The organism is Streptomyces drozdowiczii, from assembly GCF_026167665.1.
Taxonomy (GTDB): Bacteria; Actinomycetota; Actinomycetes; order Streptomycetales; family Streptomycetaceae; genus Streptomyces; species Streptomyces drozdowiczii_A.
In genome coordinates this window covers 202,464-224,599 of the sequence record NZ_CP098740.1, presented here as the reverse complement: position 1 = coordinate 224,599, position 22,136 = coordinate 202,464, and the positions used below count along the sequence as shown (strand labels likewise).

Sequence of the window (22,136 nt, the reverse complement as noted above, 5' to 3'; positions counted from 1 at the left end):
ACGAAGGGGGTCTACTCGCGTAGCACGTGGAGCGGTTCCGAGCGTAGCGGCGGGTGCGGGGGATGGCCTGTCACGGAGTGCGGGGGTGCCACTCGCTTGACGAGGGCACGACACGAGTGACGCATGAACTCCACTGTGTCGTAAAGGGTTTTGAATCGGCCTCTGTGGTCCAGTCCAGTGAAGAATCCGCCGAGCTGGGGCGACACCGCCAACCGGGTGAGAAGTTTCACTCCGCTGAAACCCCGGCGTGCGCCCGGCGGCCCGGGAGGCGGACACCACGGCCCCCCGCCGCGAGCAGCGCGACCGCGATATACACCGCCTGCTCGGGGATACGGAACCACAGCGGCGTCGCCGGATCATCGCCGAGCGGGACCTCCGCCACGGCGGCGTACACATTGGCGGGCAGCATCAGCACCAGCAGCACCGCCAGACCCAGGCCGGCCACGGGCCGCGTCTCCGTCCGTACGAGCCCGGCGGCCCCCAGGAGCTCCAGCAGCCCGGTCCCGTACACCACCAGGTGGGGGAGCGGTACGAACGGCGGAACCATCGCCGTCAGGTCGTCATGGCTGGGCATCACACCCCCGCCGTCCGGGACGAAGTGCGCCGCGCCGCTCGCCACGAAGAGCACCGCCAGACCGTGCACGACGGCGGCCCGCCACGTTGCGAACCGGCCGACACCCAGCGCGCCCAAGAGCCGGAACACCAGCGTCGGAACGGCGAGAAGCATGAGCGATTCGAACATCAGGTCCTCCGAGAACGGCGATCGGCACAGGCACACCGAGCCCGGCCGGCGGACGCCCGGCACGGCACGGGCACGACCGCCATGCTTCCCCGGCCGCACGGGCCGCGGCCCCAACCGGCCGCGCGGAGACGGCATTCGACACCGGCCTACACTGCCCGGATGGAATCGGTCACGCTGGACGCACTCGACCTGCGGCTCCTGCACGCCCTCCAAATCGACGGCCGGGCCCCCTTCAGCAGGATCGCCGCCGTGCTCGACGTCTCCGACCGCACCGTCGCCCGGCGCTTCGGCAAACTCCGGTCCGCCGGCATCGCCCGCATCGCCGGAGTGACCAACAGCCACCGCCTCGGCCACGCCGAATGGCTCGTCCGGCTGCGCGTACCGCCCGCCCGGAGCACCGCCCTCGCCCGCGCCCTGGCCCACCGCCCCGACACCGCCTGGGTGGCCGCGCTGTCGAGCGGCACCGAGATCGGCTGCGTCTTCCGCGTCGCGGGAGAGGGCCCAGCGCCGCTCGCCGCGCTCGGCCGCCTGCCGTACGTCGGCCACGTCGAGGCACACCGGGTGCTGCGCCCGATCATGGAACGGCGCTGGGCCGGCCGGAACCTGGCGCTGACCGACGACCAGATCGCCGCGCTCACGCCCGCGCCGACCGCCGACCCCGCGCCGGTGGAGCTGACCGACCTCGACCACCGGCTGCTGCCCGCCCTGGCCGCCGACGGCCGCGCGGCCTATCCGGACCTGGCCCGGCGGATCGGCTGGTCGGAATCCGCCGTACGCCGACGGCTGCACGAACTGCGCCGCATGGGCGTGCTCCAGCTCGACGTCGAGATCGACTCCGGCCTCTTCGGCTTCTCCGTGCAGTGCATGCTGCGGCTCTCCGTCGCGCCCGGCAGCCTCGCCCAGGTGGCCCGGGCCCTGGCGGAGGACACCGAAGCGGCGTTCGTCGGCACCATGACGGGTTCCCACAACCTGGTCGCCGTCGCCGTCTGCCGGGACGCATCGGCTCTGGACACGTACCTCACCGAACGCGTCGGCACCCTCGGCGGTGTCGAACGCGTGGAATCCGCCCTGGTCACCGCCTACTTCAAGCGGGCCGCCCCGGAGGGCTGAGGCCCGCGGCTCAGCGCTCCGGGGCCGAGCCCGTCAGCTCGGGCTCCAGACCCTCCGTCACCTCGCTGCGGCCCAGTCCGGATTCGGCGCGCCACGCCTCGAAGGCCCACGCGGTCCACGCCACCACGGCGAGCCCCAGCAGCCAGCCGCCGACCACATCACTGAACCAGTGGACACCCAGCGCGACCCTGGTGAAGCCGACACCGAGCACCGACAGCACCGCCACCGCCCAGCACACCACCCGGCCGCGCCGGGGCACCAGCGGCAGCAGGACCAGCAGCAGCACCGCGAACGTCGTCGTGGCGGTCATCGCGTGCCCCGACGGGAACGAGAAGCCGGGCGCCCGCGCCACCGGATCCTCCAGCGACGGCCTGGCCCGCTCGACCACCACCTTCACCAGCAGGCCCGTCAGCCCTCCGGCCACCGCCGTGACGGCGGACCAGGCCGCCAGCCGCCAGGCCCGCCGGTACAGCAGCCAGCCGGTCAGCAGCGCGACCGCGCAGCGCAGCGTCAGCGGGTCCCAGACCCAGTCCGACAGGAAGCGCAGCGCACTCGTCCAGGCCGGGTGGTCGAGCGCCGCCCGGTGCAGCCGGTCGGCCGCACCCGAGTCGACCGCCCGCAACGGCCGCCAGTGCCCCTCCACGAGGACCAGCACCAGCGCGAACGGCACCGCGCACACCGCCGCGACGGCGGCCGCACCGAGCAGGCGCACCCCGAACGCACGGTCGGTGGCCCGGCGTCGGTGCCGTCGCAGCAGGCGTGTGGTGGCTCGTACAACCATTCATGCTCCCGGATCGTCTTGAATCGGCCCGGGCCGGCGGGCGCGGGCAGCCTCCAGCTGCGCCGCGAAGGACAGCCCGAGGAACAGGGCTATGGAGGTCAGATACGCCCACAGCAGCAGCGACATGAACGCGCTCAGCGGGCCGTACACCGTGTCGAAGGAGCCGCTCAGGGAGAGGTACTGGCTCAGCAGATAGGTCAGCGCCGTCCACAGCACCAGGTACAGGGCCGCCCCGAAGGCCAGCCAGGTGTAGCCGGGCTGGTTGCGGCGCGGGGAGCGGCGGAAGATCGCGCTCGCCGACATCAGGGCCAGCAGCAGACCGATCGGCCAGCGGAGCAGGTCCCAGGTGAACCGCGCCGTGTCACTGAGGTGGTAGACCGTCGCGGCGGCCGTGACGAGGTCGCCTCCGACGACCATCAGGATGAACCCGAGGCCCAGCGGAATGCCGGCTGTCAGCGACATCACCAGGCCCCGGAAGTACTTCTGGTGGAACGGCCGGTCGCGCTCGACCCCGTATATCCGGTTGGCCCCGCGCTCTATCTGGCACATCGCCGTCGTCACGTTGACCAGCGAGAAGAGCAGGCCGAACCAGAGCGTGAGCTGAGAGCCCTCACCGGCCCGCCGGCGGCTGCGTTCGAGAGCGTCGTCCACCACCTCGGCGCTCGGCCCCGCCGCGATCCGATGGATCGTCAACTCCGCCAGCCTGCCCACGTCCTCGGTGTGCAGCGACGCCGAGAGACCGACGAAGGCGATCACCAGCGGTATCACCGCGAGGACCGTCTGCAGCGCGAGCGCCCGCGAGTGGCTGAAACCGTCCGCGTAACGGAAGCGTACGAACGAGTCGCGCACCAACGGCCAGCGGCCGTAGCGTCGCAGCGACGCCAGCGCCTCGTCCGCGGACAACTCGTCGCCCGCCATGTGACGGGTCTGCGGGACCCGCGTCGCCGTACCCATCACTCACCCCCCGACGGCAGCAGGACGGTGAGCGCCCCCGGACGCACCTCGGCCACGAGCCGGCGGCCCCGGTCGACCGGGTCGCCGTCCAGCTCCCTCGACTGCGGTGAGGCGAAACGGAGTTCGGCGCGCCGGAAGGTGAAGTACTCCACGGGCGTGTCGGTGGAGCCGCCCGGCTTCGGACGCCCGCGCAGCACCGCCCCGACGGCGCGCAGCCAGCCGGTCGGGCCGTGCGGGTCGAACACCGCGAGGTCCAGGAACCCGTCGTCCGGCTCGGCGGCCGGGACGAGCGTCGCCCCGCCCTGTACGTCCCCGATGTTGGCGAGCAGCACCATCCGCGCCGTACGGCGCAGCACCGGCCCGTCGTCCAGCTGGAACGACAGCGACATGCGCGGCGCCCGCAGACTGCGCAACCCGGCGACGACGTACGCGGGCCAGCCGATCGCGGCCTTCGCCGCACTGCCGGTGTTCTCCAGCATGGCGGCGTCCAGGCCCGCCCCGGACATCGCCGTGAAGTGGGTGGCGGGCAGGCCGTCGCCCTCGATCCGGCCGAGGTCGATCCGGCGCTCGCTGCCCGTCAGCGCGGCGGCCAGCGCTTCGGCGGGTGCCACCGGCAGGCCCAGGTTCCGGGCGAGCAGATTGCCCGTGCCGCACGGGACCACGGCCAGCGGAACGCCCGTCCCGGCCAGCCGGTCGGCCGCCGCCCGGATCGTCCCGTCGCCCCCGCACACCACGACGAGCGACGCGCCCTCGCGCACCGCTGCCGCCGCCTGACCGCCGCCGGGGTCGTCGGCGGTCGTCTCGACGAACTCCGCGGCGTGGCGCCCGTGTTGCTCAAGGACGAGCCGCAACGTCTCGCGCTGCTCCTCGTCGGCCACCGTCGGATTGACCACGACCACCGTGCGGCCCGCGATCCGCTCGGCACGCTCGGCGGCCGCGTCCTGGGCTATCTCCATCGCGTTCTTCGGGACCGGGGCGGGGCTCGTGCCCTCGGCCAGCAGGGCGCGGCCCGCCACCAGGAGGGAGAGGGCGCCATTCAGCATGCCGCCGAGCACATCGGTCGGGTGGTGCATCCCCCGGTAGAGCCTGGCGAGCCCCACGAGCAGCGGGATGAGCAGCAGCAGCCCGGCGAGCACCTTGTGGCGTCGGCTCCGGCCGCCGGGGAGGAGGGCCAGCACGGCGAGACCCGCGTAGAGGGCCGTCGCCGCCCCGGTGTGCCCGGAGGTGTAGCTCGCCGTCGGCGGAGACGCGTCGAGCCGGTCCACATCGGGCCGGTCGCGGTCCACGCATATCGTGATGATCAGGAACACCAGGGACTGGAGCGAGACGCCGACGGCGAGGAAGACGGCCTGCCGCCACCTCGGGAGCCGGGGGAGCACCACCAGGCCCAGGCAGACCAGCACGGTGATCGCGATGATCGTGAGGGTGTTGCCGGCCTCCGACGCCACGAACGACATGTCGGTCAGGGGGCCGGTGCGCAGGTGCTCGAACCCCTCATTGACCTCGTCCTCGACGCTCAGTGGCCAGATCGCGTGCCCGGGCCCTGTGATCAGGAGCCCGAGCCCCACCATCAGCGCCGCCTGCCCGACGGTGAGCGCGGCGAGGCGCAGCCCTGCCGTGCGGACGCCGGTCGTCAGGGCGGGGGAGCGGCCCGGACCGGCGGGGGCACGGGGCTCCGTCGGCCGGACGGGTCTATCCGGCTGGGTGGCAGACATGGGTTCCCCCCTGTTCGGCGATGGGGAAGGCTTCGGCCTTCCGGTGCACCGCCGTCTGCCCCGTAATCCGTCCCGCAGGCATCGAACGGGCGACGGCCACGGAATCGCAGGTGACCGGGTGTGACCGGAGAAGGCGCGGGTACGCGGAACGGCGTCCGGAGGAACGAGCAACCGCGAACAGGAGGACGGTCATGGCGGTGCCGAAAACGGGTCTGCTGGTGCTGGACTGCGCCGAACCGCAGGAGCTGGCGGACTTCTACGCCGCCCTCCTGGGCGCCGAGGTCCGTCCCGGCGCCGAGCTCGATGTCATCGAGGTGGTGGGCGCGGCCGGAATCCACCTCGCCATACGCATGGACCACGGCTACGCACCGCCGAGCTGGCCGAGGCCCGACGATTCGCAACAGGCCCATCTCCGCATCCTGGTCGCCCGCGAGGACATGGACGAGGCGGAACGGGAAGCGGTCGGCCTCGGCGCACGCCCCCTGGACACGAAGAACAACGGCGGCGCACGCGACACCCGCCTCTACTCCGATCCCGCCGGACACCCCTTCACGCTGGCCACGCGCTCCTAGCGCCGCCGGCACCGAACGCACCTACCTACGACTAGGAGTCCCCATGTCTTCCTCGATCGTCGAGACCGTCGATATCAAGGCCCCGGTCGCCGTGAGCTGGGCCCTGTGGAGCGACGTCGCCCGCTGGCCCTCCTTCCTGAGCCACGTCCGCCGCGTCGACCCGCTGGACGCGCGCCGGTTCGCCTGGCAGCTCTCCCTCCCCGGTGCCGACAAGGAGTTCGTCGCCGAACTCACCGAGGTGATCCCGGAGAACCGGATCGCCTGGAAGACCATCGAGGGCGTTCACCACGCCGGGGTCGTCACCTTCCACCGGCTGGACGACGAGTCGAGCCGGGTGGCCCTCCAGATCGAGTACGAGCCGCAGGGTTTCGTGGAGTACCTGGGCGCGCTCACCAGCCTGGACTCGGTGCTCGCCAATTACGACCTCGGTGAGTTCCAGAAGCTGGCCGAGCGGACCGCGCGGGGCGACTTCTGACGGTCCGCGCTCAGTCCACGGGGTGGCCCGGTGGAATGTCGATGGCACCGCTGACCGACAGGAACGGGAAACCCCCGTCCGCCGGGTGGCGCACCTCCTCCGGGGCGAGCAGATGCCCGATGTGGTCGCCGCCGCCGACGCGCCGCTCGACGCGGCCGACGAACCAGGCCGGCGCCTCGTCCAGCACCGGCACCCCGCCCGGACCGGGGTGCCAGGCGACCTGCGCGAACTTGTCCGTACGGTCGCCGGTCTCGCCGCCGAAGAGCCGGGCCAGCCGGTCCTGGTCGCGGCGGAGCAGATGGACGGCCAGCCGGTCGGCGCGGGCCGCGATGCGGCAGGTCCGGTTCAGCTCCGACAGCCACACCATGAAACGGGGCGGCCGCATCGAGCACTGCGACCCGAAGCCGACCAGGCAGCCGGCCCGCTCACCGTCCGCCGCGGCGGTCACGACATACATCGGGTAGTCCAGCGCGTCGGTGAACCGGTCGAATGGGTGCACGGCGGGTCGCTCCTTGCCGGGGTTTCGGGTCTCTGACGGCACCACCCCGCCGGTTCGCGAACCGGCGGGGTGGTGGTGCGACGTCACACGTTACCCAGAGACGTGGACGGCGGCTCAGGCCATCTCGGGCTGCGGCTCCAGCTTCGGAACGGCAGCCGCCTTCGGCTCCCAGCGCCGGTCGATCCGTACGTACGCGTAGATCACCGAGCACATGGCCAGGATGACCAGCGGTCCGAACACCCACGGGTGGTGGGCCATCTCCAGCGACAGATAGCGGTACGAGACCAGGAGCGCGGCGAAGACCGCGGTGCCGGAGGCGACCAGTCCGACGGCCGGCCGGTCCCAGCCGCGCTCCAGCGCGCGCATGCCCGTCTCGATCGTCAGCGTGAACACCACACCGGCGACGAGGTCCGCGCCGTAGTGGTAGCCGAAGCCCAGGGTCGCGGCGAGCGTGGCGACGAGCCAGAAGGTACCGGCGTACCGGAGGAACTTCGGGCCCTTGCGGGAGTGGATGAAGATCGCGGTGGCCCACGCGGTGTGCAGGCTGGGCATGCAGTTGCGCGGGGTGATCTCGTCGAACGGCATGTGGTGCGGGGTGCCGATCGGCACGGCCGTCTCGGGCCACATGTCGGCCACCGCCCAGTGGCCGCCGTCGGAGCCGAACGCGAAGATCGGGCCGACCACCGGGAAGATCATGTAGATCGCCGGGCCGAGCAGGCCGATCACCAGGAAGGTGCGCACCAGGTGGTGGCCGGGGAAGCGGCGGTCCCTGGCCACGTTGCGCAGCTGGTACACCGCGACACAGACCGCGGCGACCGCCAGCTGCGCGTAGACGGCGTTGAGGAAGTGGGCGCCGGCCGAGCCGGTCGCGTTCACCAGGCGGCCCACCACCCAGGACGGGTTGCCGAGCGCGTGGTCGGCGTTGGCCATGTACTGGTCGAGCACCTCGGGACGGGTCTTGGACGTGATGACCAGCCAGGTGTCACCGGTCTTCCGTCCCGCCACCAGCAGCAGTCCCAGCCCCACCCCTTCAGGAGCAGCATGCGCTCCTGGCCCGTGCGGCGGGTGAGGGCGATGACCGTGACACCCACGATCACCCACAGCGCGCCGTTGCCGAAGGGGTGACCCTCCTTGACCGGGGCATCGGCCACCCACCTGATCAAGGCGATCACGACGTCGATCCCCACGGCCGCACCGAGCGCGACGAACCGCTGCCGCCAGGTGAGGACCACCATCATCAGGCCCATGCTGGCGTACAGCAGGAAGCCCGATTTCGGGGCGATCACGACTTCTTGGACCTGGGTGGTGACCGGCCCCGGCAGTCCGTAGTGGCGTGCGGCGATCTCCAGCGCGACGAGGAACGCGAGTGTCACCACCGCCGCCGCGCCCCATAGGATCACTCGTGGCTCGCGCCATGCGGCGAAGGGTATTCGGCGGTTTGTTCGCGAAAACACCCGCGATGTCCTAGATATCAATTCTCTGGCCGATGTCCTGGGTTTTGGTCAAATAGGTCGCTTTTCATGCCACATGGCATGGTGTGCGGGCGATGAGGGTGGTCGCCGGGGCGGGATCATGCTAACCGAGGCGTTTCGACGGGTATTTCGGTGGTCGTGTCCGCGTTCGAAAGCGGGTGTTCCGAATGCGGTGTAGCCCGCCACGACGGGCGGGCTACGGTGCTCCCTTCCGGAGCGGGTCGTGCGGACGGGACGGTCAGGACAGCGTGCAGCTCACGGTCGGCACGGCGCCGGCGGCCGGTGTGCCCTGGAAGCCGAAGCTGGTGTGCGCTCCCGCCGCGAGCGCGCCGTTGTAACCGGTGCTGGTGACGGTGACGGAGGCGCCGCTCTGTGTATAGGACGCGTTCCACATGTTGGTGATCTTCTGGCTGCCGCCGTAGGTCCAGGTCAGCTTCCACGAGGTGGCCGGTGCCGTGCCGGTGTTGGTCACGGTGACGTCCACACCGAAGCCGCTGCCCCAGTCCCCGTTCACCGTGTAGACCGCCTTGCAGCCGGTGTTGCCGCCGGAGCCCGTGGTGGTGGCGGTGACGGACGCCGAGGGTGCGGAGGTGTTGCCCGCCGCGTCGCGGGCCCGGACGGTGTACGTGTACGAGGTGCCGGACGTCACACCGGTGTCGGTGAACGTGGTGCCGGTGGCGGTGCCGGCCTTGGTGGAGCCCCGGTACACGTCGTAGACGGTGACCCCGGTGTCGTCGGACGCGGCCTTCCACGACAAGGAGACGGAGGTGCCGGTGGTCCCGGTGACGGCGAGGCCCGTCGGGGCGGTGGGCGCCTGGGTGTCGCCATCACCGCCGCTGCCGCCGCCGTTGCCGAAGCCGGGCGCCTTGATGCTCGCCAGGTAGCCGTCCTTCACGGTGTCGACCGAGGTCCAGTCGTCCTTGAGGATGCCACCGGTGTCGCCGGAGTTCGGGTTCCACGACCAGAAGGTCCACGAGAAGCTGTCGCCCCCGTACTGGCTGGTGGGCCGCAGATAGTCGGCCAGGGCCTTCAGCCACTTCTGGTCGGTGGTGGACTGGAGCGTCGTACCGAACTCGCCCACCCAGACCGGGGCGATGTTCTGCTTGAAGATGTAGCCCCAGTACTTGTCCCAGACGCTGGGCATGTTGGCCGGGAACGAGGAGTCGGTGAACCAGGGCTGCTGGGCGACGCTGGTGGCGTAGTCGTGCGCCGAGTACACCACCTTGTGCGGCACGCTCAGCTCCACCGGATACTGCCCGACGCCCATCAGGTTGCCGCCCCACCAGCCGGACACCCCGTCGAAGGTCTGCACGCCCTCCACGAAGACCAGCAGGTCAGGGTTGGCGGACAGCACGGCGTTCCCGCCGCGCTGCGCCGCCAGCCGCCAGTCCTTCGTGGTGTCGCCGCAGCCCCAGCAGGCGGGGTCGTGGGGCTCGTTGTGCAGGTCGATGCCGACCACCGCGTCGTTGCCCGCGTACCGGGCGGCCAGCGACTTGAGGTGGGCGAGCCAGGTGGACTCGGGGACGGCCGAGGTGTACCAGAGCGCCGACTGGCCCGCCGAGTCCGGGCGGTGCCGGTCCAGGATGACCTTCATGCCGACGCTGCCCGCGTGGTCCACGATGCGGTCCATGACCTGGAGCGAGTTCAGGCCCGCCAGGTCGGTGTTCATCCCGGCGGAATAGTTGATGCTCGCCGGTTCGGTGCCGGCGAAGATGTCGTCGCTGTAGGGCAGCCGGATGGTGTTGTAACCCAGCGACCGCATCTGGTCGATCATGCTCTTGTAGTCGCGGGACCAGAGGCCGTGGGGCACGTAGTTGGCGGTCTCGAAGCCGAACCAGTTGATGCCAGCGATGCGGACCGGCTGGTTGCTCGCATCCAGGATCTGCCGCCCGCTGGTGTGCCAGTAGCCGGAGCCGGCGGCGGCCGCGGTCGCCTCGCCGGCGGACGCGGTGTGGACGCCGGCGAGGGGCAGGAGCAGGGCCGCCGAGGCGACGGCGACGGTTCTGGCGGCTCTTCGGAAGGTGCGGAGAGGGTGAAGCACGGTGCTGGTTCCTCTCTCGGAGGCGCGGTGCGGGGCACGGGTGGAGATGGGAGCGCTCCCATCTCGCGCCATAAAAGCGATAGAGCAATGAGCATGTCAATGGACGCGCGGCGTTCATGTGTTGAACGCGAGCGGAGTGCCGATCCGGAGGTGACTGCGGAGGGGGCTCGTGCTGCGGAAAGGGGTGGACGTACACCCCTCCGCGCTGCAAGGATATGTCACATGACGCATAATCATGCATTTCCAGCAGGTGGCGAACCGACCTGGCCCACCGGCTTCCGCGGGTACACCGGTCACGGCGGTCTGCGCGACTCCGGGGACGACATCTCGATCGTCGCCTCGGACCGGCCGGCGACCAGCGCCGCCGTGTTCACACGGAGCCTTTTCGCGGGCCCGGCCGTCCTGCTCAGCCGCAAGCACGCCGCAGGGCGCGGCCTCCGTGCCGTCACCACCCTGGCGCAGAACGCCAACGTCGCGACCGGTCGCCGGGGCGAGGAGAACGCCGCCGAGGTCGTCCGGCGTGTGGCCGGAATCCTCGGCGTCCCCGAAGGCGAAGTGCTCATCGGCTCCACCGGTGTCATCGGCCGCCCCCTGCCGATGTCCACCATCCTCCCGCACTTCGACAGGACCGCCGAGCGGGGCCTCGCCGCGTTCACGGCCGCGCCCCGGGACGTGGCCCGCGCGATGATGACCACCGACACCCGCCCCAAGACCGCCTCCCGCACCGTCGGGCGGGCGCGCCTCGTGGCCGTGGCGAAGGGCGTCGGCATGCTGGAGCCCGACATGGCCACGATGCTGGCCTACGTGTTCACCGACGCCGCGCTGTCACCGGCCGACCTGGACACCGCGCTGCGCGGAGCCGTGGACCGTACGTTCAACTGTCTGAGCGTCGACACCGACACCTCCACCTCCGACACCGTGGCCGTCATCGCCAACGGGGCGGCCGGACCGGTCGACCCCGCGCTGTTCGCCGAGGCGCTGGCCGACCTCTGCCTGGACCTCACCCTGCAACTGGCGAGCGACGGTGAGGGCGCCACCAAGCTCCTGCGCGTCACCGTGGGCGGCGCCCGCGACCACGCGCAGGCCAAGCGCGTCGCCAAGAGCGTGGTGAACTCGCCCCTGGTCAAGACCGCCGTCCACGGCGCGGACCCCAACTGGGGGCGGGTGCTCATGGCCATCGGCAAGTGCACCGACGAGACCGATATCGACCCGGCCCGCGTCACCGTGAAGTTCGGTGACACCGAGGTGTATCCCGAGGAGCCCGAGGTGGACACCCTCGGTCAACTCGTGGACCTCATGCGCGGGGACGAGGTGGACATCGCCGTCACCCTCGGCATCGGGACGGGCGAAGCGACCGTGTACGGCTGCGACTTGTCGGCCGACTACATCCGCGTCAACGCCGACTACACCAGCTGACCGAAGGCGGGCCGGCTCACACCCGTACGAAGCACCCCACGAGCACCGCCGACGAAACCACCAGCATGCCGAGGCAGTTCACCCAGAACGTCGTGTTCAGCGCCCGGGCGCGGATGTGTGCCGCGGCGGCAGCGAGGAAGTAGACCACGATCGCCGCGGTCGTCGTCATGGCCACACCGGGCACCCGGAAGCCGACGACGAGCCCCACGACCGAGGCGGTCTTGGCGGTGGTCAGCACCCACCACCACTCGCGCGGAAGCAGCACGCCCTCCAGGCAGTCCACGATGAACTTCGGCGGGCGCAGCATCATCGCCGCGTCACCGGCCTGGATGGCGAGCAGCACCACCACCGGCCATACGGGGGAGGGGAGTTCGAGTAGCGACACGGGTCAGTTCCCTTCCTGCGCGGTGACGAAGGCGGCGATCGTTCCGAGCCTCGCCGCGGTCTGCCGGGGTTCGGTCGTTCCGGCGGCGAGCAGCATCAGTTCGCCCAGATAGCCGGCGAACATCACCTGCGCCCCGAGCCGGGCGCGCGCCTCGTCCATCCCGTCGTTCACCATCGCGGCGGTCAGGTTGCCCTCGGAGAGCGTGCGGAGTGTGCCCAGGGCGGCGTTCTCCGGCCTGCCCCGGGCCAGGGTGCGGAAGTACGCCCTGGCCAGGTCGTCGTTCTCGGCGAACAGGGCCAGGAACGGGTCGAAGTAGTGCGTCAGATAGTCGACGGCGGGCGGTGCGGCCCCCGCTTCCACCGGCTCGGGCGGGGCCGGGATCCGGTCGGCGATGGCCTGGTCGTACACCAGGCTCAGCAGCGACTCCTTGTCTCCGACCGCCATGACCGCGCCCACCGAAACCTCGGCCTCCGACGCGATCTGACGCACCGTCGTGCTCTGGAACCCCCGCTCGTGGAAGAGCCGGGCGGCGGCCCGGACGATGCGGGCTGCGGTCCGCCGCTTCTGCTCCGCACGGGTTGAGTGAACGTGTTCACCGAACATGTTCATAATGTACGAGTACGGCTCCGCGCATGCAAGAGCCCCGGCCCGCGGGGTCGCGGACCGGGGCTCCGACGCCCTCCGTTACAGCTCGTCGCCGAACGCGTCGGCCAGCTCGCGGTACTCGGCCAGCGGCAGCCCCGTCCTGCCCTCGTCCGCCGTGACCACCTGGAGCGCCACATGGTCCGCGCCCGCGTCCACGTACGCACGCGTCCGCTCCTTCACCCGCTCGACGTCGCCCAGCGCGAAGAGGGCGTCCAGCAGACGGGCGCTGCCCCCGCCGTCGAAGTCGCCCTCCGTGAAGCCGAGGCGCAGCAGGTTCCCGGTGTAGTTCGGCAGCTTGAGGTACATCGCCAGCATCCCGCGCGCCGTGTCGCGGGCCCGGTCGAGATCGGTATCGAGCACCACGGACAGCTCGGGCGCCAGCAGCGCTTCCGGGCCGAGCGCCTGCCGCGCCTCCGCCGTGTGCGCGGCGCTGACCAGGTAGGGGTGCGCGCCCAGCGACCGGTCGGACGCCAGCTTCAGCATCTTGGGACCGAGCGCCGCCAGCAGCCGGTGCCCGGCGCCCACGGACGGGTCGGCGGCGTCCAGCGCGTCGAGGTACTCCACCATCGCGCTGTACGGCTTCGCGTACTGCGGGGCCAGCGCGTCGTGGCTGACACCCAGGCCGAGGACGAAGCGACCCCGGGCGCTCGCGTCGATCGCGGAGATCCGGGCCGCCACCTCCTCGGCGGTGTGGTCCCAGATGCTCAGGATGCCGGTCGCGACGGTGATGGTCCGGGTGGCGTCGACGAGTGCGGCGGCGTCGTCGGGCGAGGGGCTGCCGCCGAGCCACAGCGTCCCGTACCCCAGCTCCTCGATCTCGGCGGCCGCCTCCGCGATCGCCTTCCTGCCGTCGGCGTCCACCCGCGACGCGTGCAGGGCGCCGCTCCAGATGCCGATCCGGCCGAACGTCTCACGCTTGTCAGAAGTCATGCCGGGGACAACAGCGCTCGCCCCGCACTATTCCCGTGCCTGCCACGAACGGGAGCGCCGTCGCGCGACACGCCGTCAGGGGGCCATGCGCGGGGCCCATGTGGCTCAGTCGCCGCGTGTGCGGCGGCGGCGCCGGGGCAACTGGCGGATATTGGATGCCCTGCGGCTCCGCAGGACGCACCCGCCCGGACGAGGAGGTAGCTGCCGTGACGACCCCCGCCGCATCGGAGGGACCCGGAGACAGGGGACATCGCCCACCCGGGGGAGGGGACCGGGGGCCCGACCGGCGCGACGAGGCGGCGGCGCCCGGCGACTCCGGACTCGGCACCGTCACCACCGCCGTACCGGCCAGACTCGACCGGCTGCCGTGGTCGCGCTGGCACTGGATGATCGTCATCGGCCTCGGCACGGTGTGGATCCTCGACGGCCTCGAAGTCACGACGGTCGGCAACATCGCGAGCCGCCTCTCGGAGGACGGGTCCGGACTGGATATCACGTCCGCCCAGGTCACCGGGCTCGCCGCGGCTCTCTATGTGGCGGGTGCCTGTACGGGGGCGCTGTTCTTCGGCTGGCTCACCGACCGCTACGGCCGCAAGAAGCTGTTCATGGTGACGCTCGCGGTCTACCTCGCAGCCACCGCCATGACCGGTCTGTCGTTCAGCGCCTGGTGGTTCTTCCTCTTCCGCTTCCTCACCGGCTTCGGCATCGGCGGCGAGTACGCGGCGATCAACTCGGCCATCGACGAGCTCATCCCCTCGAAGTACCGGGGCCGGGTCGACCTCATCATCAACGGCAGCTACTGGCTGGGCGCGGTCGGCGGCGCGCTGCTGTCGATCGTCATGCTGAACACGGACATCTTCCCCAAGGACCTCGGCTGGCGCCTCACCTTCGCGCTCGGCGTCGTCCTGGGCCTGGTGATCCTCCTCGTACGCCGGCACGTCCCGGAGAGTCCGCGGTGGCAGTTCATCCACGGGCACGGCGACCAGGCCGACGAACTGGTCGACTCCGTCGAGCGGGAGATCGAGGAGGAGAAGCACGAGAAGCTGCCGCCGCCGGCCGGAGAGATCACGATCCACCAGCGCAAGAGCATCGGCTTCGGGCTCATCGCCAAGACCGTCTTCCACAGCTACCCGAAGCGCGCGGTGCTCGGCCTCTCCCTCTTCATCGGGCAGGCGTTCCTCTACAACGCGATCACCTTCGGGTTCGGTGCGATCCTCACGACGTTCTACGACGTGCAGAGCGGGCACACCGGCTACTACTTCGCGGTGATCGCGGCGGGCAACTTCGTCGGCCCGCTCGTGCTGGGCAAGCTGTTCGACACCATCGGACGGCGCGTCATGATCGCCACCACGTACATCTTGCCGGGCATCCTGCTCTTCATCACGGCCTGGCTGTTCGACCGGGGCTCGCTGACGGCCAACACCCTGACCGCGTGCTGGTGCGTGGTGCTGTTCTTCGCGTCGGCCGGTGCGAGCAGCGCGTATCTCACGGTCTCCGAGGTCTTCCCCATGGAGACCCGCGCGATGGCCATCGCCTTCTTCTACGCGATCGGCACCGCGGCCGGCGGGATCAGCGGCCCCCTGATCTTCGCCGACCTCACCGAGTCCGGCGTCCCCGGCGACACCGCCCTCGCGTTCTCCATCGGCGCGGCCCTGATGTGCGCGGCAGGACTGGTCGCCGCCTTCCTCGCGGTCGACGCGGAACAGCGCTCCCTGGAGGACATCGCCAAGCCCCTGTCCCAGACCTCGTAACGCCCCCGGGGCGTATCCCTCAGGCCGGACCCGGCGTCGCGGACGCGGGTCCGGCCGGTCCGTGCAGCAGCAGCCGGGTCAGCGTGTCGACGATCTCGCGTCGGAGACCTCCGGCAGCCCGGGCCCGACCGGGCCCACCTCGTCGCCGCCGTCCACCGCTCGGCGTTCCCGGGCTCACGGTTCACGGACGCGGGATGGCGCGCGATGGCCGAGGGGCCGCTGTTCACCGATGCCCGCTGCCTGATCGGGCGCGACGAGCGGGGCCACGGGAACTCGGCGCGTCGAGCGCGCTCGTCTGCACTCCGAGTGCCAACACGGGCGGCGGCGCCGCGTACGTGTCGGCGGACTTCGAGCGGCGACCCGAGATCCACGACCGGTTCCGGGCCGGCTGAGGCGGACGCCGCTCGCTGATCATGGACGGCGCTGTTCGGGGCACATGGCGGGCGACGACATTCGCGACCCGCCGAAGGAGACGCCGGTGCCGATACGCAGAACGAGAGGCGTCACACCCCGCCCCCGCGCCACGGGCGCGCTGCGGAGCCCCCTGCTCACCCTCGCCCTCGCCGGCGCCCTGATCGGCGCCGCGATCCTGCTGTTCGTCCGCTTCGCGCACTGGGCCGACGCCCATCCGGTCATCGCCGTGCTGCTGGCGCTGCTCGCCCTGCCCGTGCTCTACGTCCTGTTCCGGGCCATGCCCCGCGCCAGTGAGCTGCGCCGGGCGGCCCGCGCGGGCATGATCCCGCCGGTCGGGGAGGAACCCGCTCCAGAACCGGCTCCCACCCCGCAGGTCCTGCACATCCCCGCCGACGCGCACGACGGGCTCACCGCCGTACTCCCGCCGCCCGCCCCGGTCTTCACTCTTCCCGACTTCACCGCCCTCGACCCCGACGGCTTCGAGGCCGCCGTGGCCGCACTGTGCGAGCGGGACGGCTGCCGGGAGGTCGAAGTAGTGGGCGGAGCAGGCGACTTGGGCGCCGACGTCCTCGCCACGGCCCCGGACGGCCGCCGCGTCGTCGTGCAGTGCAAGCAGTACGGACCCGACCACAAGGTGGGCTCCCAGGACCTCCAGCGCTTCGGCGGCACCTGCTGGACGGTCCACGGCGCCCAGCTCGCCACCGTGGTGACGACCAGCGAGTTCACCGCGCCGGCCCTGGAGTACGCGGAGGCGTGCGGCATCCGCTGCGTGGACGGCACCGCACTCGCGGCCTGGGCGGAGGGCTCGGGCGCGGCCCCCTGGGGCCCGGCGATGCTGGACACCGCCTGAGGCTGTTCCGCCTGCTCGACCGCGTCTACCGGAGCGCGGCGCTGCCCTCGTAACCCGGCGGGATCACCGCCGGGGCCGAACTCCGGTCGAGGGGCACGCCACGGTGCCTACGGCAACGCGGTCCGCGCCTCCGGCCCTGCCTCGCCGTCCCCCTCGTCCCCGTCCGGCTCGCCCACACTGATCAGCCCCGTCTCGTACGCGACGATGACCGCCTGGACGCGGTCCCGCAGGCCGAGTTTGGCGAGGATGCGGGCGACGTGGGTCTTCACGGTCGTCTCGGCCAGGTGGAGGCGCGCCGCGAGTTCCGCGTTGCTCAGGCCCCGGGCGAGCAGGCACAGGACCTCCAGTTCGCGCGGGGTGAGCGCGGCGAGGTCGCGGTGCGGGGTGGCCGTGTCGCCGCCCCGCCGGGTGAACCGCTGAACGAGGCGGCGGGTGATGGCCGGGGCCAGGAGGGCGTCCCCGGTACGGACCGTGCGCACCGCCGCCGTCAGCTGCTCCGGCGTGACGTCCTTGAGCAGGAAGCCGCTGGCCCCGGCCGAGAGGGCCGCGTACACATAGCGGTCCAGGTCGAACGTGGTCAGGATGATGACGCGAGGCTGCCCGGCCGCCCCCGTGAGGATGCGGCGGGTGGCCTCCAGGCCGTCCATCTCGGGCATCCGGACATCCATCAGCACCACGTCCGGCCGGGTGCGGCGCACCGCGTCGACCGCCTCCGCGCCGTTCACGGCCTCGGCGACGACATCGATGCCGTCCGCGCCGAGGATCAGCCGGAAGCCGGTGCGTACCAGGGTCTGGTCGTCGGCGATGAGTACACGCGGGGCTCGGTCACGGCGTCTCCAGGGGGATCAGGGCCTCCACACGGTAACCGCCGCCCGGCAGCGGCCCGGTGCTCAGGGTGCCGTCGTGCACGGCCAGGCGCTCACGCAGTCCGATCAGGCCCCGGCCGCTCCCGGCCCCCGCGCCCGGGCGCCCGCCGGTGTCGGTGACCTCCACCCGCAGCCTGCGGGGCCCGTACGCGACGGACACCGCCGCCGAAGCGCCGGACGCGTGCTTCACCGTGTTCGTCAGGGCCTCCTGGACGACCCGGTACGCGGCGAGTTCGATCCCCGGCGGCAGCGGGCGGGCCCGCCCCGTCACCGCGAGCCCGACCGGCAGCCCGGTGTCCCGGACCCGCCCCACCAGCACCTCCAACTGGTCGAGCCCGGGCTGCGGCGCCGGCACCACAGCACCCGAGTCCGCCTCCCCGTCCTCGGCGGTCGCGGTCAACAGGCCCATCACATGCCGGAGTTCGGTCATCGCCGCCCGGCCGCCCGCCTCCACGGCGAGCAGCGCCTCACCGGCCAGCTCGGGCGAGGACTTCATGATCGTGCGGGCGGCACCCGCCTGGATGATCATCACGCTGACGTTGTGCGTGACGACATCGTGCAACTCACGGGCGATCCTGGCCCGTTCCTGCTCCACCGCGCGGCGCAGCGCCTCCTCCTGCTCGCGCTCCAGGACGGAGAGCCGCGCCCGCCCCTCGTCGGACCGCAGCTTCCACGTCCGCAGACCCACGGCGGCCACGGCCATCGGAATCAGGATCAGCAGCGCGATGTACTCGTTGGGGACGATCGGCGTCACCGAATTCCCGGAGGTCCCCACCAGCACCACCGACACCGGCAGCGCCACGAGCGTCGCCACCCGGTACGGGCTGTACACGGCCGCGCTGTACACCGCGATCACGAACGCGTAGAACGTCAGGCGCATCACGCTCTGCGGGGTCGCCAGCGTCGCGGCCGTCACCACGCACAGCACGGCCAGCGGGCAGCGGCGGCGCAGCACCAGGGCGCCCGAGGCGACGGCCGCGAGCGCCACCATGAAGGCCATCCCGCCCGTGCCGGACGGGCGTTCCAAGGCGTAGGCCGTGCCGCCGACCACCCGCACCACCACGTTGTCCGCGTTGTCCACGCCGTAGTACACGGTGGCGACGCCCAGGACCAGCGCCACCAGCACGTCGAACCACCGGGCACGCGCGGTGGGCCGGGGCGGCGGACCGCCCGCCCGTACCGCGTCCTCCCACATCCGGCCCAGCTTCGTACGTACATCCGTCACCGCTTCATTGTCCCGGCGGCGCGGACCCGGGGAGTCCGCCCCCGTACCCATTCCGGCGACGGGGCGTACATCGCCCGCCTACATCGCGAGGACGACGGGCGCGCCGCTCATCCCGGCGCCGGACCGAGAAGGGGGCCGGGCGGCCGACGCGCGCGGGCCCGGTCCGCTCCTAGCGTTCGCACCACCGAACGGCACATCACGAGGAGCACCACCATGACCAGCCCGCTGATCGAACTGCGCGAGGTGAGCCGTCGCTACGACGACGGACCGCCCGCCCTGCACGAGGCATCGCTCACCGTGCTGCCGGGGGAGGCCGTCGCGATCCTCGGCCCCTCCGGCAGCGGCAAGTCCACGCTCCTCAACCTCCTCGCCGGCCTCGACCGCCCCGACACCGGCACGGTCACCGTCGACGGCGTGCGCGTCGACCAGCTGGGCGAGGCCGCGTCCGCGCTGTACCGGCGCGCCCGGATCGGCATGGTCTTCCAGTTCTTCCACCTGCTGGACGACCTGACCGTCGCCGACAACGTCGCCCTGCCCGCCCGCCTCGCGGGCCTGCCCCGGGGCGAGGCGGCCCGCCGGGCCGCCGAACTCCTCCAACGGCTCGGCATCGACCGCCACGCCCGCGCCCACCCCGGCCGGCTCTCCGGCGGCCAGCGCCAGCGCGTCGCCGTGGCCCGGGCCCTGATGAACCGCCCGGCGCTGCTCCTGGCCGACGAGCCGACCGGAGCCCTGGACACCGCCGCCGGACAGGACGTCAGCCGACTGCTCACCGAACTCAACGCCGAGGGCCAGACCGTCGTCCTCGTCACCCACGACCTCGCGCTCGCCCGCTCCTGCACCCGCCGCACCATCCGCATCGCCGACGGCCGCATCACCCACGACCTGCCGTCACGGTCCGTCGCCCCGGAGGCCGCCCGATGAGCGCCCTCGGCCGGGTGGTGCGCTCCGGAGTGGCGCGGCGCCGCGTCCAGACCCTGGTCGTCGGACTCGCCACGATGATGGCCGTGGCCGCGTCCGTACTCGCCGGATCGCTGCTCGTGGTCTCCGGCGCCCCCTTCGACGACGCGTTCGCCCGACAGCACGGCGCCCACCTGTCCGTGCGGTTCGACGCGGACGAGGTGAGCGCCGCGCGGCTGGCGGAGACCGCGCACACCGAAGGCGTACACGCGGCGGCGGGCCCCTTCCGCACGGCCACGATCACCCCGCGCGCCGACGCCACCGGCCCCGGCTGGCCTCTCACCGTGACGGGCCGGGCGGACCCGGGCGGCGACGTGGACGAGGTGGCCCTGACCGAGGGACGCTGGGCCGCGCGCCCCGGCGAGATCGTCCTCTCCGCCGGCTCCTCCCTCTTCCCCGTCCTGGGCAAGGAGATCCGCTTCACCGGAGCGACCGGCGACCCCGCGCTGACCGTCGTCGGTGTCGCCCGCTCGGCCACCGGCACCTCCGACGCCTGGGTGGTCCCCGCCCAGATGCCGGCCCTGACCCCGCCCGGCACCGGCGGCTACCAGATGCTCTACCGCTTCACCGAGGCGGACACCGCCGCGCGGATCTCCGCGGGCGCCGCGCGCGTCAAGGCGTCCCTGCCCGCCGGGGCAGCCACCGGCGAGCAGTCCTGGCTGACCGTCAGGAGGAACGCCGAGCAGGACACCGCCCTGTACGTCCCCTTCCTCCTCGCGTTCGGCGCCCTGGGCCTGGTCATGTCCGTCCTCACCGTCGGCAACGTCGTCGCCTCCGCCGTCGGTACGGGGACACGCCGCATCGGCATCCTCAAGGCCGTCGGCTTCACCCCCGCCCAGGTCGTACGGGCTTACGTGGGCCAGGCGCTGATCCCCGCGTCCGCGGGGACCGTCCTCGGCATCGTCGCGGGACACCTGCTCGCCGTCCCCGTGATGGCCGAGACCGAAGAGGCGTACGGCACCTCGTCCCTGGCCGTCGCGCCCTGGGTCGACGCGGCGGTCGTCGCCGGGGCGCTCGGCCTCGTCTCGGCGACCGCGTGGGCCGCCGCCCGGCGGGCGGGCCGGCTGCGTACGGTCGACGCGCTCGCCGTGGGACGTGGCGCCTCGGCGGCGCGCGGCCGGTGGGCGGCCAGGGCCGCCGGACGCCTGCCGCTGCCGCAGCCCGTCGCGCTCGGCCTGGTCCGGCCGTTCGCCCGGCCCGCCCGCGCGCTGGCCATGGGCGCCGCGATCCTCTTCGGCACCGTCGCCGTCACGTTCACCGTGGGGATGGCCGCCTCGCTCGGCGAGGTGATGAAGGCCAAGGCGCACGACGCCGCCGACGTCGTCGTGCCCGCGCCGCTGCCGGACTTCGGGCCCCCGGGAGCCGACCGCCCCGCGCGGCGCGACCCGGCCGACCCGGCGGCCGTCGCGGCCGCGATCGAGGCGGCCCCGGGCACCGGGAAGCACTACAGCGCCGCCACGGTCCGCGCCACCGTGGACGGGCTCACCGGCACCACCGACGTCGTCGCCTTCACCGGCGACGCCTCCTGGGGCGGCTACACCATGGTCGCCGGCCGCTGGATCGCCCGGCCGGGCGAGGCCGCCGTCCCGTCCCCGTTCCTCACCGCCACCGGCACCCGCATCGGCGACACGCTCACCCTCGGCGGCCTGGGCGCACCCGTCACCGTACGGATCGTCGGCGAGGTCCTGGACCCGCGCAACGACGGCATGCAGGTCTTCACGGACGCGGCGACCCTCGATGCGGCCCACCCGGACCTGACGGAGACCAGCCACCACATCGCGGTCGCCCGGGGCACCGACGCGCACGCCTACGCCGACGCGCTCGACAAGACCCTGCGGCCCCTGGGCGCCACGGCCAGGGCGGGCGGGCTCGGCGCGGGCGGCGACATGGTCGCCACGCTCGACGCCCTGTCCGCGATCCTCACGCTGATGCTCGTCGCCGTCGCCGCGCTCGGCGTGCTCAACGGGGTGCTTCTCGACACCCGCGAGCGCGTCCGGGAGATCGGCATCCACAAGGCCCTCGGCATGACGCCCCGCCAGACCGTCGCCATGGTCCTCACCTCGGTCGCCGTCACGGGCCTCGCCGCGGGCTGCCTCGGCGTTCCGCTCGGCATCGCCCTGCACCGCCGCGTCCTGCCCGCGATGGGCGGCAGCGTGGGCCTGCGCCTCCCCGACTCCGTACTCGCGGTCTATCCCCCGGCCGGACTGCTCCCGCTCGTCCTCGGCGGCCTCGTCATCGCCGCCCTGGGCGCCCTGCTGCCCGCGGGCTGGGCCGCCAGGGCCCGTACGGCGGTGGCCTTGCGCACCGAGTAGCCGGCACGCCCGTCCCGCGAGCGG

The 22,136-nt window shown here is 72.4% G+C and carries 20 protein-coding genes and 1 pseudogene; 8 read left to right on the top strand and 13 right to left on the bottom strand.

Annotated elements, in window-relative coordinates; genetic code table 11:
- Positions 1-226: 226 nt before the first annotated feature.
- Entirely contained in the window at positions 227-742 is a 516-nt protein-coding gene (locus tag NEH16_RS01085; protein ID WP_265538509.1) for a hypothetical protein, read from the bottom strand.
- Between the two features lie 159 nt (positions 743-901).
- Here NEH16_RS01085 and NEH16_RS01080 point away from each other — a divergent pair, with 159 nt between their 5' ends.
- Positions 902-1,852 carry an Lrp/AsnC family transcriptional regulator gene (locus NEH16_RS01080; RefSeq protein WP_265538508.1) on the top strand — a complete coding sequence of 317 codons (951 nt, stop codon included), beginning with the start codon at positions 902-904 and terminating at the stop codon, positions 1,850-1,852.
- A gap of 10 nt (positions 1,853-1,862) precedes the next feature.
- Here the strand turns inward: NEH16_RS01080 and NEH16_RS01075 are convergent, their stop codons facing one another.
- From NEH16_RS01075 to NEH16_RS01065, 3 genes are read right to left on the bottom strand one after another with little or no spacing between them, the layout of a single operon-like run.
- Positions 1,863-2,633, bottom strand: a complete 771-nt coding sequence (locus NEH16_RS01075) for a phosphatase PAP2 family protein (RefSeq protein WP_265538507.1) — start codon at positions 2,631-2,633, stop codon at positions 1,863-1,865.
- The gene (locus NEH16_RS01070; protein WP_073966986.1) at positions 2,634-3,587 is read right to left on the bottom strand and encodes a YihY/virulence factor BrkB family protein; all 954 of its coding nucleotides are present in this window, start codon (positions 3,585-3,587) and stop codon (positions 2,634-2,636) included.
- A complete protein-coding gene (locus NEH16_RS01065) occupies positions 3,587-5,302 on the bottom strand; it encodes a diacylglycerol kinase family protein (RefSeq protein WP_265538506.1) in 1,716 nt (571 codons plus the stop codon). The genes NEH16_RS01070 and NEH16_RS01065 overlap by 1 nt, the downstream gene beginning before the upstream one ends.
- Before the next feature lie 191 nt (positions 5,303-5,493).
- On the opposite strand from NEH16_RS01065, the gene NEH16_RS01060 reads away from it, so the two are divergent.
- Together NEH16_RS01060 and NEH16_RS01055 are read left to right on the top strand one after the other, a co-directional pair.
- Positions 5,494-5,874: a VOC family protein gene (locus tag NEH16_RS01060; protein WP_073966984.1), complete on the top strand. Its 381-nt coding sequence runs from the start codon at positions 5,494-5,496 to the stop codon at positions 5,872-5,874.
- A gap of 43 nt (positions 5,875-5,917) precedes the next feature.
- Positions 5,918-6,349, top strand: a complete 432-nt coding sequence (locus tag NEH16_RS01055; RefSeq protein ID WP_073966983.1) for an SRPBCC family protein — start codon at positions 5,918-5,920, stop codon at positions 6,347-6,349.
- A gap of 10 nt (positions 6,350-6,359) precedes the next feature.
- Here NEH16_RS01055 and NEH16_RS01050 read toward each other — a convergent pair whose 3' ends face one another.
- From NEH16_RS01050 to NEH16_RS01040, 4 genes and pseudogenes are all read right to left on the bottom strand, one after another.
- Positions 6,360-6,848, bottom strand: a complete 489-nt coding sequence (locus NEH16_RS01050; protein WP_265538505.1) for a flavin reductase family protein — start codon at positions 6,846-6,848, stop codon at positions 6,360-6,362.
- Between the two features lie 114 nt (positions 6,849-6,962).
- Positions 6,963-7,853 (bottom strand): phosphatase PAP2 family protein, encoded by an 891-nt coding sequence (locus tag NEH16_RS01045; protein ID WP_430523775.1) that lies wholly within the window; start codon positions 7,851-7,853, stop codon positions 6,963-6,965.
- A gap of 21 nt (positions 7,854-7,874) precedes the next feature.
- A pseudogene (locus NEH16_RS33810) lies at positions 7,875-8,221 on the bottom strand (DUF5933 domain-containing protein); the annotation flags it as partial.
- 337 nt (positions 8,222-8,558) lie between these two features.
- Complete coding sequence (locus tag NEH16_RS01040; protein WP_265538504.1) at positions 8,559-10,361, bottom strand: cellulase family glycosylhydrolase; 1,803 nt, start codon at positions 10,359-10,361, stop codon at positions 8,559-8,561.
- Positions 10,362-10,583: 222 nt separating this feature from the next.
- Between NEH16_RS01040 and argJ the strand changes: the two genes are divergently transcribed.
- Positions 10,584-11,777: a bifunctional glutamate N-acetyltransferase/amino-acid acetyltransferase ArgJ gene (gene argJ / locus NEH16_RS01035; protein WP_265538503.1), complete on the top strand. Its 1,194-nt coding sequence runs from the start codon at positions 10,584-10,586 to the stop codon at positions 11,775-11,777.
- 16 nt (positions 11,778-11,793) lie between these two features.
- On the opposite strand, the gene NEH16_RS01030 is transcribed toward argJ, so the two are convergent.
- From NEH16_RS01030 to NEH16_RS01020, 3 genes are all read right to left on the bottom strand, one after another.
- A complete protein-coding gene (locus NEH16_RS01030; RefSeq protein ID WP_265538502.1) occupies positions 11,794-12,162 on the bottom strand; it encodes a DoxX family protein in 369 nt (122 codons plus the stop codon).
- A 3-nt stretch (positions 12,163-12,165) separates the two neighbouring features.
- Positions 12,166-12,765, bottom strand: coding sequence for a TetR/AcrR family transcriptional regulator (locus NEH16_RS01025; protein ID WP_265538501.1), 600 nt, complete (start codon positions 12,763-12,765; stop codon positions 12,166-12,168).
- An 81-nt stretch (positions 12,766-12,846) separates the two neighbouring features.
- A complete protein-coding gene (locus NEH16_RS01020) occupies positions 12,847-13,737 on the bottom strand; it encodes a TIGR03620 family F420-dependent LLM class oxidoreductase (RefSeq protein WP_265538500.1) in 891 nt (296 codons plus the stop codon).
- 206 nt (positions 13,738-13,943) lie between these two features.
- Here NEH16_RS01020 and NEH16_RS01015 point away from each other — a divergent pair, with 206 nt between their 5' ends.
- Positions 13,944-15,488 (top strand): MFS transporter, encoded by a 1,545-nt coding sequence (locus tag NEH16_RS01015; RefSeq protein ID WP_073966975.1) that lies wholly within the window; start codon positions 13,944-13,946, stop codon positions 15,486-15,488.
- A gap of 478 nt (positions 15,489-15,966) precedes the next feature.
- Entirely contained in the window at positions 15,967-16,752 is a 786-nt protein-coding gene (locus NEH16_RS01005; RefSeq protein ID WP_265538499.1) for a restriction endonuclease, read from the top strand.
- Between the two features lie 107 nt (positions 16,753-16,859).
- On the opposite strand, the gene NEH16_RS01000 is transcribed toward NEH16_RS01005, so the two are convergent.
- Together NEH16_RS01000 and NEH16_RS00995 are read right to left on the bottom strand one after the other, a co-directional pair.
- Positions 16,860-17,558 (bottom strand): response regulator, encoded by a 699-nt coding sequence (locus NEH16_RS01000; RefSeq protein ID WP_265547020.1) that lies wholly within the window; start codon positions 17,556-17,558, stop codon positions 16,860-16,862.
- A 19-nt stretch (positions 17,559-17,577) separates the two neighbouring features.
- On the bottom strand, positions 17,578-18,813 hold the full coding sequence (locus tag NEH16_RS00995; protein WP_265547019.1) for a sensor histidine kinase: 1,236 nt from the start codon (positions 18,811-18,813) through the stop codon (positions 17,578-17,580).
- Positions 18,814-19,056: 243 nt separating this feature from the next.
- Here NEH16_RS00995 and NEH16_RS00990 point away from each other — a divergent pair, with 243 nt between their 5' ends.
- Complete coding sequence (locus NEH16_RS00990) at positions 19,057-19,764, top strand: ABC transporter ATP-binding protein (protein WP_265538498.1); 708 nt, start codon at positions 19,057-19,059, stop codon at positions 19,762-19,764.
- Complete coding sequence (locus NEH16_RS00985) at positions 19,761-22,112, top strand: ABC transporter permease (protein ID WP_265538497.1); 2,352 nt, start codon at positions 19,761-19,763, stop codon at positions 22,110-22,112. The genes NEH16_RS00990 and NEH16_RS00985 overlap by 4 nt, the downstream gene beginning before the upstream one ends.
- Positions 22,113-22,136 lie beyond the last annotated feature (24 nt).